Origin of the sequence: Marinobacter sp. MA (assembly GCF_048298425.1) — a bacterium.
Taxonomy (GTDB): domain Bacteria; phylum Pseudomonadota; class Gammaproteobacteria; order Pseudomonadales; family Oleiphilaceae; genus Marinobacter; species Marinobacter salsuginis.
Window position 1 is genome coordinate 738,923 of the sequence record NZ_CP103058.1, and the last position, 15,054, is coordinate 753,976.

At 55.0% G+C, this 15,054-nt stretch carries 27 protein-coding genes; all 27 read left to right on the top strand.

Annotated elements, in window-relative coordinates:
• Position 1 precedes the first annotated feature (1 nt).
• On the top strand, positions 2 to 2,107 hold the full coding sequence (gene fusA, locus NUW46_RS03360; RefSeq protein WP_418141368.1) for an elongation factor G: 2,106 nt from the start codon (positions 2 to 4) through the stop codon (positions 2,105 to 2,107).
• Positions 2,108 to 2,142: 35 nt separating this feature from the next.
• Positions 2,143 to 3,339 (top strand): elongation factor Tu, encoded by a 1,197-nt coding sequence (gene tuf, locus NUW46_RS03365; protein ID WP_202348123.1) that lies wholly within the window; start codon positions 2,143 to 2,145, stop codon positions 3,337 to 3,339.
• A gap of 185 nt (positions 3,340 to 3,524) precedes the next feature.
• Positions 3,525 to 3,836 (top strand): 30S ribosomal protein S10, encoded by a 312-nt coding sequence (rpsJ, locus tag NUW46_RS03370; protein ID WP_004580743.1) that lies wholly within the window; start codon positions 3,525 to 3,527, stop codon positions 3,834 to 3,836.
• 76 nt (positions 3,837 to 3,912) lie between these two features.
• A complete protein-coding gene (rplC, locus tag NUW46_RS03375; RefSeq protein ID WP_008174858.1) occupies positions 3,913 to 4,551 on the top strand; it encodes a 50S ribosomal protein L3 in 639 nt (212 codons plus the stop codon).
• A gap of 11 nt (positions 4,552 to 4,562) precedes the next feature.
• Positions 4,563 to 5,168, top strand: coding sequence for a 50S ribosomal protein L4 (gene rplD, locus NUW46_RS03380; RefSeq protein ID WP_008174860.1), 606 nt, complete (start codon positions 4,563 to 4,565; stop codon positions 5,166 to 5,168).
• Positions 5,165 to 5,458 (top strand): 50S ribosomal protein L23, encoded by a 294-nt coding sequence (gene rplW, locus NUW46_RS03385; RefSeq protein WP_008174862.1) that lies wholly within the window; start codon positions 5,165 to 5,167, stop codon positions 5,456 to 5,458. Before rplD ends, rplW begins: the two co-directional genes overlap by 4 nt.
• 17 nt (positions 5,459 to 5,475) lie before the next feature.
• A complete protein-coding gene (rplB, locus tag NUW46_RS03390) occupies positions 5,476 to 6,303 on the top strand; it encodes a 50S ribosomal protein L2 (protein ID WP_069185080.1) in 828 nt (275 codons plus the stop codon).
• A gap of 23 nt (positions 6,304 to 6,326) precedes the next feature.
• Positions 6,327 to 6,602, top strand: coding sequence for a 30S ribosomal protein S19 (gene rpsS / locus NUW46_RS03395; RefSeq protein ID WP_007154011.1), 276 nt, complete (start codon positions 6,327 to 6,329; stop codon positions 6,600 to 6,602).
• A 16-nt stretch (positions 6,603 to 6,618) separates the two neighbouring features.
• A complete protein-coding gene (rplV, locus tag NUW46_RS03400) occupies positions 6,619 to 6,951 on the top strand; it encodes a 50S ribosomal protein L22 (RefSeq protein ID WP_069185081.1) in 333 nt (110 codons plus the stop codon).
• An 11-nt stretch (positions 6,952 to 6,962) separates the two neighbouring features.
• Entirely contained in the window at positions 6,963 to 7,646 is a 684-nt protein-coding gene (gene rpsC / locus NUW46_RS03405; protein WP_008174872.1) for a 30S ribosomal protein S3, read from the top strand.
• Positions 7,647 to 7,658: 12 nt separating this feature from the next.
• Positions 7,659 to 8,072, top strand: a complete 414-nt coding sequence (rplP, locus tag NUW46_RS03410; protein WP_069185082.1) for a 50S ribosomal protein L16 — start codon at positions 7,659 to 7,661, stop codon at positions 8,070 to 8,072.
• Complete coding sequence (gene rpmC / locus NUW46_RS03415; RefSeq protein ID WP_008174877.1) at positions 8,072 to 8,263, top strand: 50S ribosomal protein L29; 192 nt, start codon at positions 8,072 to 8,074, stop codon at positions 8,261 to 8,263. The genes rplP and rpmC overlap by 1 nt, the downstream gene beginning before the upstream one ends.
• A gap of 1 nt (position 8,264) precedes the next feature.
• A complete protein-coding gene (gene rpsQ / locus NUW46_RS03420; RefSeq protein ID WP_008174879.1) occupies positions 8,265 to 8,531 on the top strand; it encodes a 30S ribosomal protein S17 in 267 nt (88 codons plus the stop codon).
• Positions 8,532 to 8,549: 18 nt separating this feature from the next.
• The gene (rplN, locus tag NUW46_RS03425; protein ID WP_007154005.1) at positions 8,550 to 8,918 is read left to right on the top strand and encodes a 50S ribosomal protein L14; all 369 of its coding nucleotides are present in this window, start codon (positions 8,550 to 8,552) and stop codon (positions 8,916 to 8,918) included.
• A gap of 17 nt (positions 8,919 to 8,935) precedes the next feature.
• A complete protein-coding gene (gene rplX / locus NUW46_RS03430) occupies positions 8,936 to 9,256 on the top strand; it encodes a 50S ribosomal protein L24 (RefSeq protein ID WP_069185083.1) in 321 nt (106 codons plus the stop codon).
• Between the two features lie 15 nt (positions 9,257 to 9,271).
• A complete protein-coding gene (rplE, locus tag NUW46_RS03435; RefSeq protein WP_008174883.1) occupies positions 9,272 to 9,811 on the top strand; it encodes a 50S ribosomal protein L5 in 540 nt (179 codons plus the stop codon).
• 12 nt (positions 9,812 to 9,823) lie between these two features.
• Positions 9,824 to 10,129, top strand: a complete 306-nt coding sequence (rpsN, locus tag NUW46_RS03440) for a 30S ribosomal protein S14 (RefSeq protein ID WP_012139779.1) — start codon at positions 9,824 to 9,826, stop codon at positions 10,127 to 10,129.
• Between the two features lie 88 nt (positions 10,130 to 10,217).
• Positions 10,218 to 10,610: a 30S ribosomal protein S8 gene (rpsH, locus tag NUW46_RS03445; protein WP_069185084.1), complete on the top strand. Its 393-nt coding sequence runs from the start codon at positions 10,218 to 10,220 to the stop codon at positions 10,608 to 10,610.
• Positions 10,611 to 10,619: 9 nt separating this feature from the next.
• On the top strand, positions 10,620 to 11,153 hold the full coding sequence (gene rplF, locus NUW46_RS03450; RefSeq protein WP_008174888.1) for a 50S ribosomal protein L6: 534 nt from the start codon (positions 10,620 to 10,622) through the stop codon (positions 11,151 to 11,153).
• 9 nt (positions 11,154 to 11,162) lie between these two features.
• The gene (gene rplR / locus NUW46_RS03455) at positions 11,163 to 11,510 is read left to right on the top strand and encodes a 50S ribosomal protein L18 (protein ID WP_041341459.1); all 348 of its coding nucleotides are present in this window, start codon (positions 11,163 to 11,165) and stop codon (positions 11,508 to 11,510) included.
• Between the two features lie 12 nt (positions 11,511 to 11,522).
• On the top strand, positions 11,523 to 12,023 hold the full coding sequence (gene rpsE, locus NUW46_RS03460) for a 30S ribosomal protein S5 (RefSeq protein ID WP_008174892.1): 501 nt from the start codon (positions 11,523 to 11,525) through the stop codon (positions 12,021 to 12,023).
• A gap of 4 nt (positions 12,024 to 12,027) precedes the next feature.
• Positions 12,028 to 12,216: a 50S ribosomal protein L30 gene (gene rpmD / locus NUW46_RS03465; RefSeq protein WP_012139786.1), complete on the top strand. Its 189-nt coding sequence runs from the start codon at positions 12,028 to 12,030 to the stop codon at positions 12,214 to 12,216.
• A gap of 1 nt (position 12,217) precedes the next feature.
• Positions 12,218 to 12,652, top strand: coding sequence for a 50S ribosomal protein L15 (rplO, locus tag NUW46_RS03470; RefSeq protein WP_069185085.1), 435 nt, complete (start codon positions 12,218 to 12,220; stop codon positions 12,650 to 12,652).
• Between the two features lie 17 nt (positions 12,653 to 12,669).
• The gene (secY, locus tag NUW46_RS03475; protein WP_064230335.1) at positions 12,670 to 13,992 is read left to right on the top strand and encodes a preprotein translocase subunit SecY; all 1,323 of its coding nucleotides are present in this window, start codon (positions 12,670 to 12,672) and stop codon (positions 13,990 to 13,992) included.
• A 30-nt stretch (positions 13,993 to 14,022) separates the two neighbouring features.
• A complete protein-coding gene (rpmJ, locus tag NUW46_RS03480; RefSeq protein ID WP_008174902.1) occupies positions 14,023 to 14,136 on the top strand; it encodes a 50S ribosomal protein L36 in 114 nt (37 codons plus the stop codon).
• A 140-nt stretch (positions 14,137 to 14,276) separates the two neighbouring features.
• Positions 14,277 to 14,633: a 30S ribosomal protein S13 gene (gene rpsM / locus NUW46_RS03485; protein WP_014575963.1), complete on the top strand. Its 357-nt coding sequence runs from the start codon at positions 14,277 to 14,279 to the stop codon at positions 14,631 to 14,633.
• A 13-nt stretch (positions 14,634 to 14,646) separates the two neighbouring features.
• Positions 14,647 to 15,036 (top strand): 30S ribosomal protein S11, encoded by a 390-nt coding sequence (rpsK, locus tag NUW46_RS03490; RefSeq protein ID WP_007153992.1) that lies wholly within the window; start codon positions 14,647 to 14,649, stop codon positions 15,034 to 15,036.
• Positions 15,037 to 15,054 lie beyond the last annotated feature (18 nt).

Sequence of the window (15,054 nt, forward strand, 5' to 3'; positions counted from 1 at the left end):
AGTGGCACGCAAGACTCCTATCAAGCGTTACAGAAACATTGGTATTTGTGCGCACGTTGATGCGGGCAAAACCACAACCACCGAGCGGGTCCTGTTCTATACAGGTATTTCCCACAAGATCGGTGAGGTCCATGATGGTGCAGCCACCATGGACTGGATGGAGCAGGAGCAGGAGCGTGGTATTACCATCACCTCTGCTGCGACTACGACATTCTGGCAGGGTATGGACAAGCAGTACCCTGAGCACCGGATCAACATCATCGACACCCCGGGGCACGTTGACTTCACTATCGAAGTAGAGCGCTCCCTGCGTGTGCTTGATGGTGCGGTTGTTGTGTTCTGTGGTTCCTCCGGTGTTGAGCCCCAGTCCGAGACCGTATGGCGCCAGGCCAACAAATACGAAGTTCCCCGCATGGTGTTCGTCAACAAGATGGACCGTGCCGGTGCCAACTTCCTGCGCGTTGTTGAGCAGATCAAGAAGCGTCTGGGCGCAAACTGTGTTCCCATTCAGCTGCCGATCGGTGCTGAGGACAACTTTGCCGGTATCGTGGACCTGATCCGTAACAAGGCCATCTACTGGAACGAAGCTGACTCCGGTGCGACCTACGAGCAGAAAGATGTTCCCGCGGAAATGGCAGACGAAGTCGCCAGGTACCGCGAGCAGATGGTTGAAGCGGCCGCAGAAGCCAACGAAGAGCTGATGGAGAAGTACCTCGAAGAAGGTGAGCTGTCCATCGACGATATCAAGAAGGGTCTGCGCATGCGCACCCTGGCCAACGAAATCGTTGTTGCTACCTGTGGTTCTGCGTTCAAGAACAAGGGTGTTCAGGCGGTTCTGGACTCTGTTATCGAGTTCCTGCCTGCGCCGGACGAAGTCAAGGCCATTCGTGGTGAAGTTGACGACGAAGGCACCGAGGAAACCCGTCCGGTTGACGACGATGCACCGTTCGCCGCTCTGGCGTTCAAGATCGCTACCGACCCGTTCGTAGGTACTCTGACCTTCTTCCGGGTTTACTCCGGTAAGCTTGAGTCCGGTAATGCCGTCTACAACTCGGTGAAGGGCAAGAAAGAGCGCGTCGGCCGTATGGTTCAGATGCACTCGAAGGATCGTCAGGAAATCAAAGAAGTTCTGGCGGGCGACATTGCCGCAGCTATCGGTCTGAAGAGTGTGACCACTGGTGACACCCTGTGCGACGAGAATCACAAGATCATTCTCGAGCGCATGGAATTCCCGGAGCCGGTAATTTCCGTTGCGGTTGAGCCGAAGTCCAAGGCCGACCAGGAAAAGATGGGCGTTGCTCTCGGTAAACTGGCTCAGGAAGATCCGTCTTTCCGTGTCCGTACCGACGAGGAGTCCGGTCAGACCATCATCTCCGGTATGGGTGAGCTTCACCTGGACATCATCGTTGACCGTATGCGTCGCGAGTTCAAGGTAGAGGCCAACATCGGTAAGCCGCAGGTTGCCTACCGTGAGTGCATCCGCAAGCCGGTAGACGTCGAAGGCAAATTCGTACGTCAGTCCGGTGGTCGTGGTCAGTACGGTCACGTCAAGCTGAAGCTTGAGCCGCTGCCGCTGGATGATGAAGATGGCGAAAACTTTATCTTCGTGAATGAGATTGTTGGTGGTGTTGTTCCCAAGGAATACATCCCGGCAGTTCAACAGGGTATTGAAGAGCAGATGCAGAACGGCTGTCTGGCCGGGTATCCGCTGCTGCGTATCAAGGCAACCCTGTATGACGGTTCCTATCACGACGTCGACTCCAACGAGATGGCCTTTAAGGTCGCCGGTTCCATGGCAATGAAGAAGGGTGCCCTTGAGGCGAACCCGGCACTGCTCGAGCCGATCATGCGTGTTGAAGTTGTGACGCCGGAAGACTACATGGGTGATGTTGTTGGCGACCTCAACCGTCGTCGTGGTGTCATCCAGGGCATGGACGAAGGTCCTGCCGGTAAGGTCATCCGTGCAGAGGTTCCGTTGTCGGAAATGTTCGGTTACGCCACCGACCTGCGTTCTGCAACGCAAGGCCGGGCGTCCTACGCGATGGAGTTCTCTGGTTATTCAGAGGCGCCTTCGAACATTGCCGAAGCGATCATTAAAAAGGGTTGATCCCCAGGACTTAAGAAACAGGAAGAGGTGTAACCGTGTCTAAAGAAAAATTTGAGCGTAGTAAACCGCACTTGAACGTAGGCACCATCGGTCACGTTGACCATGGTAAGACCACCCTGACCGCAGCGCTGACCCGCGTATGTCACGAAGTTTGGGGTACAGGTACCGCCAGCGCATTCGATCAGATCGATAACGCGCCGGAAGAGCGTGCGCGTGGTATCACCATCGCCACCTCTCACGTTGAGTACGATTCACCGACCCGTCACTACGCTCACGTAGACTGCCCGGGCCACGCTGACTATGTTAAGAACATGATCACTGGTGCGGCGCAGATGGACGGCGCGATCCTGGTTTGCTCCGCAGCTGACGGCCCCATGCCGCAGACCCGTGAGCACATCCTGCTGTCCCGTCAGGTTGGCGTACCTTACATCGTTGTGTTCCTGAACAAAGCGGACATGGTAGACGATGAAGAGCTGCTCGAGCTGGTTGAGATGGAAGTTCGTGATCTGCTGAGCCAGTACGACTTCCCGGGCGACGACACTCCGATCATCACTGGTTCCGCGCTGATGGCGCTGGAAGGCAAGGATGACAACGAGATGGGTACTACCGCTGTCAAGAAGCTGGTAGAAGCTCTGGATGACTACATCCCTGAGCCGGAGCGTGCGATCGATCAGCCGTTCCTGATGCCGATCGAGGACGTCTTCTCCATCTCCGGTCGTGGTACTGTTGTAACAGGCCGTGTTGAGCGTGGTGTTATCAAGACTGGTGACGAAGTTGAGATCGTAGGTCTGAAAGACACTGTCAAGACTACCTGTACCGGTGTTGAGATGTTCCGCAAGCTGCTGGACGAAGGCCGTGCCGGTGAGAACATTGGTGCGCTGCTGCGTGGTACCAAGCGTGACGACGTTGAGCGTGGTCAGGTTCTGGCGGTTCCGGGTTCCATCACTCCGCACACCAAGTTCGAGTGCGAAGTGTACGTGCTGTCCAAAGAAGAAGGTGGTCGTCATACCCCGTTCTTCAAGGGCTACCGTCCGCAGTTCTACTTCCGTACTACCGACGTAACCGGTTCTTGCGAACTGCCGGAAGGTGTGGAAATGGTTATGCCGGGTGACAACGTCAAGATGAGTGTTACCCTGATTGCTCCGATCGCCATGGAAGATGGTCTGCGCTTCGCGATTCGCGAAGGCGGCCGTACCGTTGGTGCCGGCGTAGTCTCCAAGATCATCGAGTAATCTCCTCGTTTGATCAGGAAAAAGGGGCTGATTCTTCAGCCCCTTTTTCTGTTTCAGTCGCAAAGCCTGCCTGACCTGGTCAACCAGCATTGTTGTTGACAGGGTTGGGTATTATGCATACAATGCGGCTCCTTTTTTTGAAGGTCGGCTAACAAGTAGCTGCTACGAGTGGAGTTTGGTGCATCATGCAAAGCCAAAAAATTCGAATCCGGTTGAAGGCGTTTGATTATCGCCTGATCGACCAGTCCACGCAGGAGATCGTCGATACCGCCAAGCGGACCGGCGCTCAGGTGCGTGGCCCTATCCCTCTGCCGACGCGGAAGGAAAAGTACACCGTATTGATCTCTCCGCACGTCAACAAGGACGCGCGCGATCAGTATGAAATTCGTACGCATAAGCGTTTGCTCGACATCGTTGAGCCGACGGAAAAGACAGTAGATGCTCTGATGAAACTGGACCTGGCAGCAGGTGTAGACGTTCAGATCAGCCTCGGCTAATACCGCCCGGTATTAGTCTGTGTAACTGTCATAAGGCCATAGAGGGTGAGAGCCCCGTACACTTAAGAGGTGAAACATGGCAATTGGTGTTGTCGGTCGTAAGGCCGGTATGACCCGTATTTTTACGGAAGATGGGCAGGCGCTGCCCGTAACGGTAATCGAGGTTGAGCCCAACCGCATTACCCAACTGAAAACTCTTGAAAGCGATGGCTACCGCGCCGTACAGGTGACAGTCGGTACTCGTCGTTCCTCTCGTGTTACCAAGAGCGAAGCGGGCCATTTTGCCAAGGCTGGCGTTGAAGCCGGTCGTGGTATGTGGGAATTCCGTCTTGCTGATGGCGAAGGTGAAGACCTGGCCGCCGGTGGCGAAATTACAGCTTCTGTATTTGAAGACGGTCAGGTGGTTGATGCCATCGGTCAGTCCAAGGGTAAAGGCTTCCAGGGCGGCGTAAAGCGCTGGAACTTCTCTATGCAGGACGCCACTCACGGTAACTCTCTGTCTCACCGTGCTCCGGGTTCCATTGGTCAGAACCAGACTCCGGGCAAGGTATTCAAGGGCAAAAAGATGGCGGGCCAGATGGGTAACGCTCAGGTAACTGTGCAGAACCTGAAGATCGTCCGTGTCGACGCCGAGCGCAACCTGCTGCTGGTAAGTGGTGCCGTTCCCGGCGCAACTGGCGGCGATGTTGTCATCAAGCCTGCAGTTAAAGCCTGAGGAGCGGTGCGATGGAATTGACTATTACAGGTAGCGGCAAAGGAATTTCTGTTTCCGACGCCGCATTCGCCAAAGATTTTAACGAGTCGCTGGTTCACCAGGTTGTGACTGCCTACATGGCAGGCGCCCGCCAGGGTACCAAGGCTCAGAAGACGCGTTCCGAAGTAAGCGGTGGCGGTAAGAAGCCATGGCGTCAGAAGGGCACCGGTCGTGCCCGAGCTGGTACCATCCGCAGCCCGATCTGGCGCTCCGGTGGCGTTACCTTCGCTGCCAAGCCCCGTGGCTTCGAGCAGAAGGTTAACCGCAAAATGTACCGCGCAGCGATGCGCTCCATTTTTTCCGAGCTGGTTCGCCAGGAGCGTCTGGTTGTTGTTGACGACATGAACGTTGACAGCCCGAAGACCAAGGCATTCAACGCCAAGCTGAAGGACATCGGTGTGACCAATGCGCTGATTCTGTCCGACAACGTCGAGCAGAACCTGCACCTGGCCTCACGCAACATCCCGCACGTTGATGTGCGTGATATTGCTGGCCTGGATCCGGTTAGCCTGGTTGCCTTCGAGAAGGTCGTTGTGACCGTTCCCGCTCTGAAGAAGATCGAGGAGATGCTGGGATGAATCAGGAACGTATTTACAAGGTCCTGCTTGGACCGCACGTATCGGAAAAAGCGTCTCTGGCAGCAGAGCGTGGTCAGGTTGTGTTTCGTGTAGCACCCGATGCCACCAAGCCCGAGATCAAGAAAGCCGTTGAGCAGCTGTTCAACGTCACCGTAGAAGGTGTTCAGGTTCTGAACCGTAAGGGTAAGCTCAAGCGCACTATCCGCGGGTTCGGCAAGCGTAATGACATTCGTAAGGCTTACGTCAAGCTGGCAGAAGGTCAGGACATCGATTTTCTGGATGTGGAATAAGGTAAAGGGGTCGTAATATGCCGATCGTCAAAACCAAACCAACATCTGCCGGACGCCGTCACGTTGTAAAGCTTTACAACCCGGATCTCCATACTGGGCGCCCCTACGAGCCGTTGGTAGAAAGAAAGAACAAGACGGGTGGTCGTAACAATGTAGGCCGCATCACAACCCGTCACACGGGTGGTGGCCACAAGAAGCACTACCGTGTCATCGATTTCAAGCGGACCAAAGATGGTATTCCGGCGGTCATTGAGCGCCTGGAATACGATCCGAACCGCTCTGCGCACATTGCACTGCTGAAGTATGCCGATGGCGAGCGTCGCTACATTATCGCTCCCAAGGGTATGCAGATCGGTGATCCTGTGCGCTCTGGTATCGACGCGCCAATCAAGGTGGGTAGCACTCTGCCGCTCCGGAACATTCCGGTCGGTTCTGTGATCCACTGCGTCGAACTCAAGCCTGGCAAAGGTGCACAGCTGGCTCGCTCTGCGGGCGCATCCGTACAGCTGGTTGCCCGGGAAGGTGCATATGCCACCATCCGCCTGCGCTCAGGTGAAATGCGTAAGGTGCTTGTAGATTGCCGTGCAACGCTGGGTGAAGTTTCCAACAGCGAGCACAGCCTCAAGCAGCTTGGTAAAGCGGGTGCATCACGTTGGCGCGGCAAACGGCCAACAGTACGTGGTGTTGCTATGAACCCAGTTGACCACCCGCATGGTGGTGGTGAAGGGCGTACCTCTGGCGGGCGTCACCCGGTTACTCCGTGGGGTGTTCCGACCAAAGGGCATAAGACTCGTAAGAACAAGCGTACTGACAAGATGATAGTACGTCGTCGTTCGGCCAAGTAAACGACTACATAGAGGTAATTGCTGTGCCACGTTCTTTGAAGAAAGGTCCTTTTATAGACCTGCATCTGTTGAAGAAGGTCGAGGCAGCTCTGGAAGCTAACGACAAGCGGCCGATCAAAACCTGGTCCCGCCGGTCAACAGTCTTTCCAGAGATGGTAGGCCTGACCATTGCAGTCCACAACGGCAAGCAGCACGTGCCGGTTTATGTCACCGAAGATATGGTTGGACATAAGCTGGGTGAGTTCGCGGCAACGCGTACTTATCGTGGTCATGCGGCCGACAAGAAAGCTAAACGCTGATTCTGAGGTAATCGAAATGGAAGTAGCAGCCAAGTACAAGGGCGCTCGCCTCTCAGCTCAGAAAGCACGTCTTGTCGCTGACCAAGTACGCGGCAAGGCTGTTGAGGACGCCCTGAACATTCTGACTTTCAGCCCGAAGAAGGCGGCGGTCGTGATCAAGAAAGCTCTTGAGTCCGCCATCGCCAACGCTGAGCACAACGAAGGTCTGGACGTTGACGAACTGCGGGTTTCCACCGTCATGGTGGATGAGGGTCCGACGCTCAAGCGAATCAAAGCTCGAGCCAAGGGGCGCGCTGACCGTATTTTCAAGCGCACCTGCCATATCACCGTCAAGGTCGCCGACAAGTAGGAGATGCTCAGATGGGTCATAAAGTAAATCCAACCGGCATTCGCCTGGGTGTGATCAAAGAGCACAACTCAGTCTGGTATGCCGACAAAAAGGAATACTCCAAGAACCTGCTGAATGACATTCAGGTTCGTGAGTTCCTCGACAAGCGTCTGGTTAAGGCGTCTGTCAGCAAGATTGTGATCGAGCGCCCTGCTCAGAACGCCCGTATCACGATCCATACTGCCCGTCCCGGTATTGTTATCGGTAAGAAGGGTGAAGATGTTGATCGTCTGCGTCGCGAAGTCAGCGACATGATGGGTGTGCCTGTGCACATCAACATCGAAGAAGTCCGCAAGCCGGACCTCGATGCCCGCCTGGTAGCGCAAAACGTTGCCGGCCAGCTGGAGCGTCGTGTGATGTTCCGTCGCGCTATGAAGCGTGCGGTACAGAACGCCATGCGCCAGGGTGCCAAGGGTATCAAGATCCAGGTAGGCGGTCGTCTCGGGGGTGCTGAAATCGCGCGTTCCGAGTGGTATCGCGAAGGTCGTGTTCCTCTGCACACTCTGCGTGCAGATATTGATTACGCAACCTACGAAGCGCATACCACTTACGGCGTAATCGGCGTCAAGGTATGGATCTTCAAAGGTGAGATTCTTGGTGGTATGGAGCAGGTCCGTGCTGACAAGAAAGCCTCTGGGAAGAAAGGTTCTAAGTAAAGGGGCACTCTTATGCTGCAACCAAAACGCACCAAATTCCGCAAGGTAATGAAAGGCCGTAACACCGGTCTTGCTCACCGCGCCAACAAGGTGAGCTTCGGTGAATACGGATTGAAGGCGACCAGTCGTGGGCGTATAACTGCGCGCCAGATTGAGGCGGCACGTCGTACCATGACTCGCCGCATCAAGCGGGGCGGAAAGATCTGGATCCGGATTTTCCCGGACAAGCCGATCTCCAGCAAGCCGCTTGAAGTTCGAATGGGTAAAGGTAAAGGTTCTGTCGAGTATTGGGTGGCTGAAATCCAGCCAGGCCGCATGCTCTACGAGATGGAAGGCGTTGCTGAAGACGTAGCACGCGATGCGTTCACTCTCGCCGCGGCCAAACTGCCGGTACAGACCACCTTTGTAACGAGGACGGTGATGTGATGAAAGCAACAGAGCTGCGTGAAAAGTCAGTCGAGGAGCTGAACAAAGAGCTGATCGACCTCCTGAAGGAGCAGTTCAACCTGCGCATGCGTAAGGCGACAGGTCAGCTGAATCAGTCTCACCTTCTCGGCAAGGTGAAGCGCGACATCGCTCGCGTGAAAACAGTATTGAACGAAAAGGCAGGACAGTGACATGACCGAAGCTACCCAAACTGCCAGAACTCTGAGCGGCAAGGTCGTGAGCAACAAGATGGAGAAATCCATCGTGGTGCTGGTCGAGCGTCAGGTGAAACACCCGCTGTACGGAAAGTACATGAAGCGTTCAACCAAGATCCACGCTCACGATGAGAGCAATCAGTGCAACATCGGTGACACTGTGACCATTCAGGAAACCCGTCCGGTCTCCAAGACCAAGAGCTGGGCCCTGGTGGAAGTCACTGAACGTGCATCCAAGGTGTAATTCGCCCGGAGAACAACCATGATTCAGACTCAAACAATGCTTGAAGTCGCGGATAACAGCGGTGCGCGTCAGGTGATGTGCATCAAGGTCCTGGGCGGTTCACACCGGCGTTATGCCAGCGTTGGGGATATCATCAAGGTGACCGTCAAGGAAGCCATTCCCCGCGGTAAGGTGAAGAAAGGCCAGGTCCTGAAAGCTGTCGTGGTGCGCACTCGTAAGGGTGTTCGCCGTCCCGACGGTTCGCTGATCCGTTTCGACGGAAACGCGGCAGTACTTCTGAACAATCAGGACGCTCCTATCGGTACCCGTATCTTCGGACCGGTTACCCGTGAACTGCGTAATGAGAAGTTCATGAAAATTATCTCACTGGCACCCGAAGTACTTTAAAGGACCAGAGGCCGGTTATGAAAAAGATCAAACGAGATGACGAAGTAATCGTCACCACGGGGAAAGACAAAGGCAAACGTGGTAAAGTCCTGAAGGTTCAGGACGATGGCCGCATGGTTGTTTCAGGGATCAATATGATCAAGAAGCACACCAAGCCGAACCCGATGCTGGGCACCCCAGGTGGCATCGTCGAAAAAGAAGCACCTATCCAGGCTTCCAACGTGGCTATTTTTAATCCGCAGACCGGCAAAGCCGATCGCGTAGGCTTCCAGATCAAGGAAGACGGCGCGAAAGTGCGGATCTTCAAGTCCACGAATGAAGCTGTCGATAACCAGTAAGCGGTGGTGGTTACGATGCTTAACATGAAAGAGCAGTACAGTAAGGAAGTGGTACCCGCCCTGCAGAAAGAGTTCAGCTACAAGAACATCATGCAGGTGCCGCGTATCGAAAAGATCACCCTTAACATGGGTGTCGGCGAAGCGGTTGGTGACAAGAAGCTGATTGAAAATGCCGTGGCGGATCTTGAGCGCCTGGCAGGTCAGAAAGCCGTTGTTACCAAGGCACGTAAATCCGTTGCGGGTTTCAAGATTCGTGAAGGTTGGCCTATCGGCTGTAAGGTTACCCTGCGCGGCGAGCGTATGTGGGACTTCTTTGATCGCCTGGTTCACATTGCGGTTCCCCGCATTCGTGACTTCCGGGGTCTGAATCCCAAGTCGTTCGACGGTCGTGGTAACTACAGCATGGGTGTGCGTGAGCAGATCATTTTCCCAGAGATCGAGTACGACAAAGTCGACAAGATCCGTGGTCTGGACATCACCATTACCACCACTGCCGGTACCGACGATGAAGGTCGCGAACTGTTGAAAGCCTTTGGCTTTCCGTTCAAGAAATAAGGAACGAGTGTAATGGCTAAGGTTTCCATGAAAAACCGTGAGCTCAAGCGCGAAAAGACCGTTGCAAAGTTTGCAGCGAAGCGTGCCGAGCTCAAGGCGATTATCAAGAACCCGAATACCAGCGATGAAGAGCGTTGGGACGCACAGATGAAGCTTCAGCAGCTTCCTCGCGATGCTTCTCCCTCACGTCTTCGTAATCGTTGCCAGGTGACTGGTCGTCCCCACGGCGTTCTGCGCAAGTTCGAGCTGTCACGGATCAAGCTCCGTGAATACGGCATGCGCGGTGACGTTCCGGGCCTGACCAAGGCAAGCTGGTAAGATAGGCATCCTGACTTCGGTCAGGTGCCTGTTGGTAAGCGGTGCGGCAAGCCGCTGCACAACTAAAAAGATCAGGAGCCTCATACCAATGAGTATGCAAGACACGCTTGCGGATATGTTTACCCGTATCCGTAATGCACAGATGGCATCAAAAGCAGACGTTACGATGCCGTCTTCAAAGATGAAGATCTCCGTAGCCCAAGTCCTGAAGGACGAAGGTTATGTTGACGATTTCTCCGTTTCAGCCGACGCGAAGCCCGAGCTGACGATTACTCTGAAATACTTCGGCGGCAAGCCGGTCATTGAAGAGATCAAGCGGGTCAGCCGTCCGAGTCTGCGCCAGTACAAAGGCGCTGGGGAACTGCCGAAAGTATCCGGTGGTCTGGGAGTCGCGATTGTCTCAACGTCCAAGGGCGTTATGACAGACCGCGCCGCACGAGCTGCTGGCGTGGGTGGCGAAGTCATCTGCACCGTATTCTAGGAGATACACATGTCCAGGGTTGCCAATAATCCTGTCGTGCTGCCTTCCGGTGTTGAGGTTAAGCTGAACGGACAGGAAATTAGTGTGAAGGGTTCCAAGGGAGCGCTTCAAATCACCATTCACCAGGCGGTTGAAGTAAAGCAGGAAGAAAATGTTCTGCGCTTTGCGGCCCGCGATGGTGCTACAAAGTCCCGCGCTCTTGCTGGTACTACTCGTGCATTGGTCAACAACATGGTGACCGGTGTTTCCACAGGCTGGGAACGTAAACTCCAGCTGACGGGCGTAGGTTACCGTGCCCAGGCGCAAGGTAAGAAGCTCAATCTGACACTGGGTTTTTCTCACCCGGTGGAGTACGAGCTGCCCGAGGGGATTACCGCAGAAACTCCGTCCAATACGGAAGTTGTGATTCGCGGTATCGACAAGCAACAGGTTGGCCAGGTCGCTGCGGAAGTCCGCGCGTTCCGTCCGCCCGAGCCTTATAAGGGTAAGGGTGTTCGTTATGCGGATGAGCAGGTCAGACGCAAAGAAGCCAAGAAGAAATAAGGCGGGACTATGAGCGCGAATAACGAAAGATTGCGTCGCGCACGCAAAGTGCGCATGAAGATCCGTGAACTGGGTACCAATCGTCTGTGCGTTCACCGCACACCGCGTCACATGTACGCCCAGGTCACGACTGCAGACGGCAGCAAAGTGCTGGCTTCTGCCTCCACGTTGGATAAGGAACTGCGCCAGGGTGCAACCGGTAACGTGGACGCTGCCAAGAAGGTTGGTCAGCTGATTGCTGAGCGTGCCAAGGCAGCAGGTGTTGAGCAGGTTGCTTTTGACCGCTCCGGTTACCGTTATCACGGCCGTATTCAGGCTCTGGCCGACGCAGCCCGTGAAGCTGGCTTGCAATTCTAAGAGGTGGAGAAGATGAGCGTTAACGAACAGAAGGCGCCTGAGCTCCAGGAGAAGCTGGTCCAGGTCAATCGTGTCGCCAAGGTTGTTAAAGGTGGCCGTATTTTCGCCTTCACCGCACTGACAGTAGTGGGTGATGGTAAAGGTCGCGTTGGTTTCGGTCGTGGCAAGGCGCGTGAAGTGCCGGTCGCCATCCAGAAGGCCATGGAAGCTGCACGCAAGAACATGGTAGAAGTTCCGCTCGACGGCACTACCCTGCAATACCCGGTTAAGGCTCAGCATGGCGGCTCCAAGGTCTACATGCAGCCAGCTTCCGAAGGTACTGGTATCATCGCCGGCGGTGCGATGCGTGCGGTACTGGAAGTGGCGGGTGTTCAGAACGTACTGTCCAAGTGTTACGGGTCTACCAACCCGGTGAACGTGGTACGTTCCACCATCAAGGGTCTCCAGGCAACTCAAGCGCCTGAAGATATTGCAGCCAAGCGCGGTAAGACCGTGGAAGAGATTCTGGGTTGAAGTCATGGCGAACGCAAAAACGATCAAAGTAACTCTGACCCGCAGCCCCATCGGCTGCCAGCCCAAGCACAAGCTGTGCGTCAAGGGCCTGGGTCTTCGTAAAATCGGTCACACCGTGGAAGTGGAAGATACTCCGTCTATCCGCGGCATGATCAACCGGGTTGATTACCTGGTTCGGGTTGAGGAGAACTAAGATGCGTCTGAACGAACTTAGTCCGGAACCCGGTTCACGCCAGGCACCCAAGCGTGTCGGTCGTGGTATCGGTAGCGGTCTCGGTAAAACCGGCGGTCGTGGTCACAAAGGTCTGAAATCCCGTTCCGGCGGCAGCGTAGCGCCCGGTTTCGAGGGTGGTCAGCAGCCGTTGGCCCGTCGTCTGCCGAAGTTTGGTTTCACCTCCCGTCAGCAGCGTTACGTTGCAGAAATTCGCCTGAACGAATTGGCGAAGGTTGAAGGCGATGTGGTGGATCTGGAAGCCCTGAAGAAGGCGGACATCATTCGCGGGGAAATTCGCGAAGCCAAGGTTATCCTGTCTGGTGAATTGAGCCGGCCGGTAACCGTGAAGGGACTTCGGGTAACCAAAGGCGCGCGCGAGGCAATTTCTGCCGCGGGTGGTAAAGTCGAAGACTAAGGCGAGTCGAGGACTAAATGGCCAAGAACGCATCATTGCCTGCGGGCGCGGGTAAAGGACTGGCAGAGCTGCGATCGCGGCTCTGGTTCGTCTTCCTGGCATTGCTGGTGTACCGGATCGGTGCCCACATCCCTGTGCCGGGTATCAACCCCGACCGTCTGGCGGCACTGTTTGAACAGAACCAGGGCACAATCCTGAGCATGTTCAACATGTTTTCCGGTGGTGCGCTTGAGCGCATGAGTATCTTCGCTCTCGGTATCATGCCGTATATTTCGGCCTCTATTATCATGCAGCTCATGACTGCGGTCAGCCCGCAGCTTGAGCAGCTGAAAAAAGAAGGCGAAGCTGGTCGTCGTAAGATCAGCCAGTACACGCGGTATGGTACGGTTATCCTGGCCCTGGTTCAGGGTTTTGGTATTTCTGTCGGCCTGGCATCACAGGGTGTCACCTTCAATGACAGCTTCAGCTTCCACTTCGTGGCAGTTGTGTCGTTCGTAAGTGGCGCCGTGTTCATGATGTGGCTTGGCGAGCAGATCACCGAGCGGGGTGTCGGTAACGGCATTTCTCTCCTGATCTTCGCCGGTATTGTTGCCGGGTTGCCCGGCGCTATCGGTCAGACGCTCGAGCAGGCCCGTAATGGTGAGATGAGTCTGCTGGTCGTCCTGGGTATTGGCGTTCTTGCGGTTGCTGTAATTGGCTTCGTGGTGTTCATGGAGCGCGGTCAGCGCCGGTTGACGATCAACTACGCCAAGCGGCAACAGGGGCGCCGGGTGTTTGCTCAGCAGTCCAGCCATTTGCCTTTGAAGGTGAACATGGCGGGTGTCATTCCGCCGATCTTCGCCTCATCCATTCTGCTGTTCCCTGCATCTCTGGGTCAGTGGTTCGGCCAGGGCGAAGGTATGGAATGGTTGAGCGATATCTCCCAGGCCCTGGCGCCAAGCCAGCCGTTGTACATTATCCTGTTTGCGGCAGCAGTGGTTTTCTTCTGCTTCTTCTACACAGCGCTGATGTACAACCCGAAAGAAGTTGCGGATAACCTCAAGCGCTCTGGAGCGTTTATTCCGGGCATTCGTCCTGGTGATCAGACTGCCAAGTATATCGATGGTGTTCTGACCCGTCTGACGCTGTTCGGTGCAATGTACATTGCAGCAGTTTCCCTGTTCCCTCAGTTCCTGATGGTGGCCGGGAATGTTCCGTTCTATCTGGGCGGTACCTCACTGCTGATTGTTGTAGTCGTGGTGATGGATTTCATGGCGCAGGTTCAGTCGCACCTGATGTCCCATCAGTATGAATCACTGATGAAGAAGTCCAATCTCAAGGGCTATGGTCGGAACGGTTAACCCCGTTCCCCTTGAAAACTGGAGTCGACAATGAAAGTACGCGCTTCGGTAAAGAAAATTTGCCGTAACTGCAAAGTAATTCGTCGCAATGGCTCGGTACGAGTCATTTGCTCGGAGCCTCGTCACAAGCAACGCCAGGGCTGATTCCTGAAGGAATCCTTCCTGACATTGTAGGGTTTCGAAATGATGGCGCTTGACTCCATGCGGGGTCAGGCGCTATTATTTCGCGCCCTTTTTGTGGCGGAAAATTCACACAGCAAAGCTTTGAACGCGGAGTAATTTGGATGGCACGTATAGCCGGTGTCAATATACCCGATCACAAACATGCTGTTGTCTCGCTGACCTACATCTTTGGTGTTGGCAAGACCACAGCCCAGAAGCTTTGCGATGCAACCGGCGTCAAGCCGGACGTCAAGGTCAAAGACCTTAGCGATGAGCAGCTTGAAGCACTTCGTACCGAAGTGGGCAAGGTGTCTGTCGAAGGCGATCTGCGTCGTGAAGTACAGATGAACATCAAGCGTTTGAAGGATCTCGGATGCCACCGTGGTCTGCGTCATCGTCATGGCCTTCCGGTCCGTGGCCAGCGCACCAAGACCAACGCACGCACCCGTAAAGGTCCACGCAAACCTATTCGTAAGTAACAGGTAGGCAAACATGGCAAAGCCAGGTACACGTACCCGTAAAAAGGTGAAGAAGACGGTTGTTGATGGCGTCGCGCACATTCACGCGTCCTTCAACAACACTATCGTGACCATTTCTGACCGTCAGGGCAACGTCCTGTCCTGGGCCACCTCCGGTGGTTCCGGTTTCCGTGGGTCACGCAAGAGTACACCTTTTGCTGCGCAGGTAGCAGCTGAAAGAGCCGGTAATGCGGCTGCTGAATACGGCCTTAAAAACCTGGACGTAGAGGTTAAGGGTCCTGGGCCCGGACGTGAATCTGCAGTTCGCGCGCTGAACGCGTGTGGCTACAAGATCACCAACATCACAGATGTGACGCCGATTCCCCACAACGGCTGTCGTCCGCCCAAGAAGCGCCGCGTCTAACACAGGAGACAGTGAATT

What these genes read in the sequence shown, in the direction of transcription:
- rplO (WP_069185085.1), top strand. Translation starts at nt 12,218, where the DNA reads ATGCGTCTGAACGAACTTAGTCCGGAACCCGGTTCACGCCAGGCACCC.
- rplX (WP_069185083.1), top strand. Translation starts at nt 8,936, where the DNA reads ATGAAAAAGATCAAACGAGATGACGAAGTAATCGTCACCACGGGGAAA.
- rplW (WP_008174862.1), top strand. Translation starts at nt 5,165, where the DNA reads ATGAATCAGGAACGTATTTACAAGGTCCTGCTTGGACCGCACGTATCG.
- rplV (WP_069185081.1), top strand. Translation starts at nt 6,619, where the DNA reads ATGGAAGTAGCAGCCAAGTACAAGGGCGCTCGCCTCTCAGCTCAGAAA.
- rpsH (WP_069185084.1), top strand. Translation starts at nt 10,218, where the DNA reads ATGAGTATGCAAGACACGCTTGCGGATATGTTTACCCGTATCCGTAAT.
- rpsJ (WP_004580743.1), top strand. Translation starts at nt 3,525, where the DNA reads ATGCAAAGCCAAAAAATTCGAATCCGGTTGAAGGCGTTTGATTATCGC.
- rplE (WP_008174883.1), top strand. Translation starts at nt 9,272, where the DNA reads ATGCTTAACATGAAAGAGCAGTACAGTAAGGAAGTGGTACCCGCCCTG.
- rpsN (WP_012139779.1), top strand. Translation starts at nt 9,824, where the DNA reads ATGGCTAAGGTTTCCATGAAAAACCGTGAGCTCAAGCGCGAAAAGACC.
- rpsC (WP_008174872.1), top strand. Translation starts at nt 6,963, where the DNA reads ATGGGTCATAAAGTAAATCCAACCGGCATTCGCCTGGGTGTGATCAAA.
- rpmJ (WP_008174902.1), top strand. Translation starts at nt 14,023, where the DNA reads ATGAAAGTACGCGCTTCGGTAAAGAAAATTTGCCGTAACTGCAAAGTA.
- rplC (WP_008174858.1), top strand. Translation starts at nt 3,913, where the DNA reads ATGGCAATTGGTGTTGTCGGTCGTAAGGCCGGTATGACCCGTATTTTT.
- rpsQ (WP_008174879.1), top strand. Translation starts at nt 8,265, where the DNA reads ATGACCGAAGCTACCCAAACTGCCAGAACTCTGAGCGGCAAGGTCGTG.
- rpmD (WP_012139786.1), top strand. Translation starts at nt 12,028, where the DNA reads ATGGCGAACGCAAAAACGATCAAAGTAACTCTGACCCGCAGCCCCATC.
- rplB (WP_069185080.1), top strand. Translation starts at nt 5,476, where the DNA reads ATGCCGATCGTCAAAACCAAACCAACATCTGCCGGACGCCGTCACGTT.
- rplD (WP_008174860.1), top strand. Translation starts at nt 4,563, where the DNA reads ATGGAATTGACTATTACAGGTAGCGGCAAAGGAATTTCTGTTTCCGAC.
- rplR (WP_041341459.1), top strand. Translation starts at nt 11,163, where the DNA reads ATGAGCGCGAATAACGAAAGATTGCGTCGCGCACGCAAAGTGCGCATG.
- rpsK (WP_007153992.1), top strand. Translation starts at nt 14,647, where the DNA reads ATGGCAAAGCCAGGTACACGTACCCGTAAAAAGGTGAAGAAGACGGTT.
- rpsM (WP_014575963.1), top strand. Translation starts at nt 14,277, where the DNA reads ATGGCACGTATAGCCGGTGTCAATATACCCGATCACAAACATGCTGTT.
- rpsE (WP_008174892.1), top strand. Translation starts at nt 11,523, where the DNA reads ATGAGCGTTAACGAACAGAAGGCGCCTGAGCTCCAGGAGAAGCTGGTC.
- rpmC (WP_008174877.1), top strand. Translation starts at nt 8,072, where the DNA reads ATGAAAGCAACAGAGCTGCGTGAAAAGTCAGTCGAGGAGCTGAACAAA.
- secY (WP_064230335.1), top strand. Translation starts at nt 12,670, where the DNA reads ATGGCCAAGAACGCATCATTGCCTGCGGGCGCGGGTAAAGGACTGGCA.
- rplN (WP_007154005.1), top strand. Translation starts at nt 8,550, where the DNA reads ATGATTCAGACTCAAACAATGCTTGAAGTCGCGGATAACAGCGGTGCG.
- rplP (WP_069185082.1), top strand. Translation starts at nt 7,659, where the DNA reads ATGCTGCAACCAAAACGCACCAAATTCCGCAAGGTAATGAAAGGCCGT.
- rplF (WP_008174888.1), top strand. Translation starts at nt 10,620, where the DNA reads ATGTCCAGGGTTGCCAATAATCCTGTCGTGCTGCCTTCCGGTGTTGAG.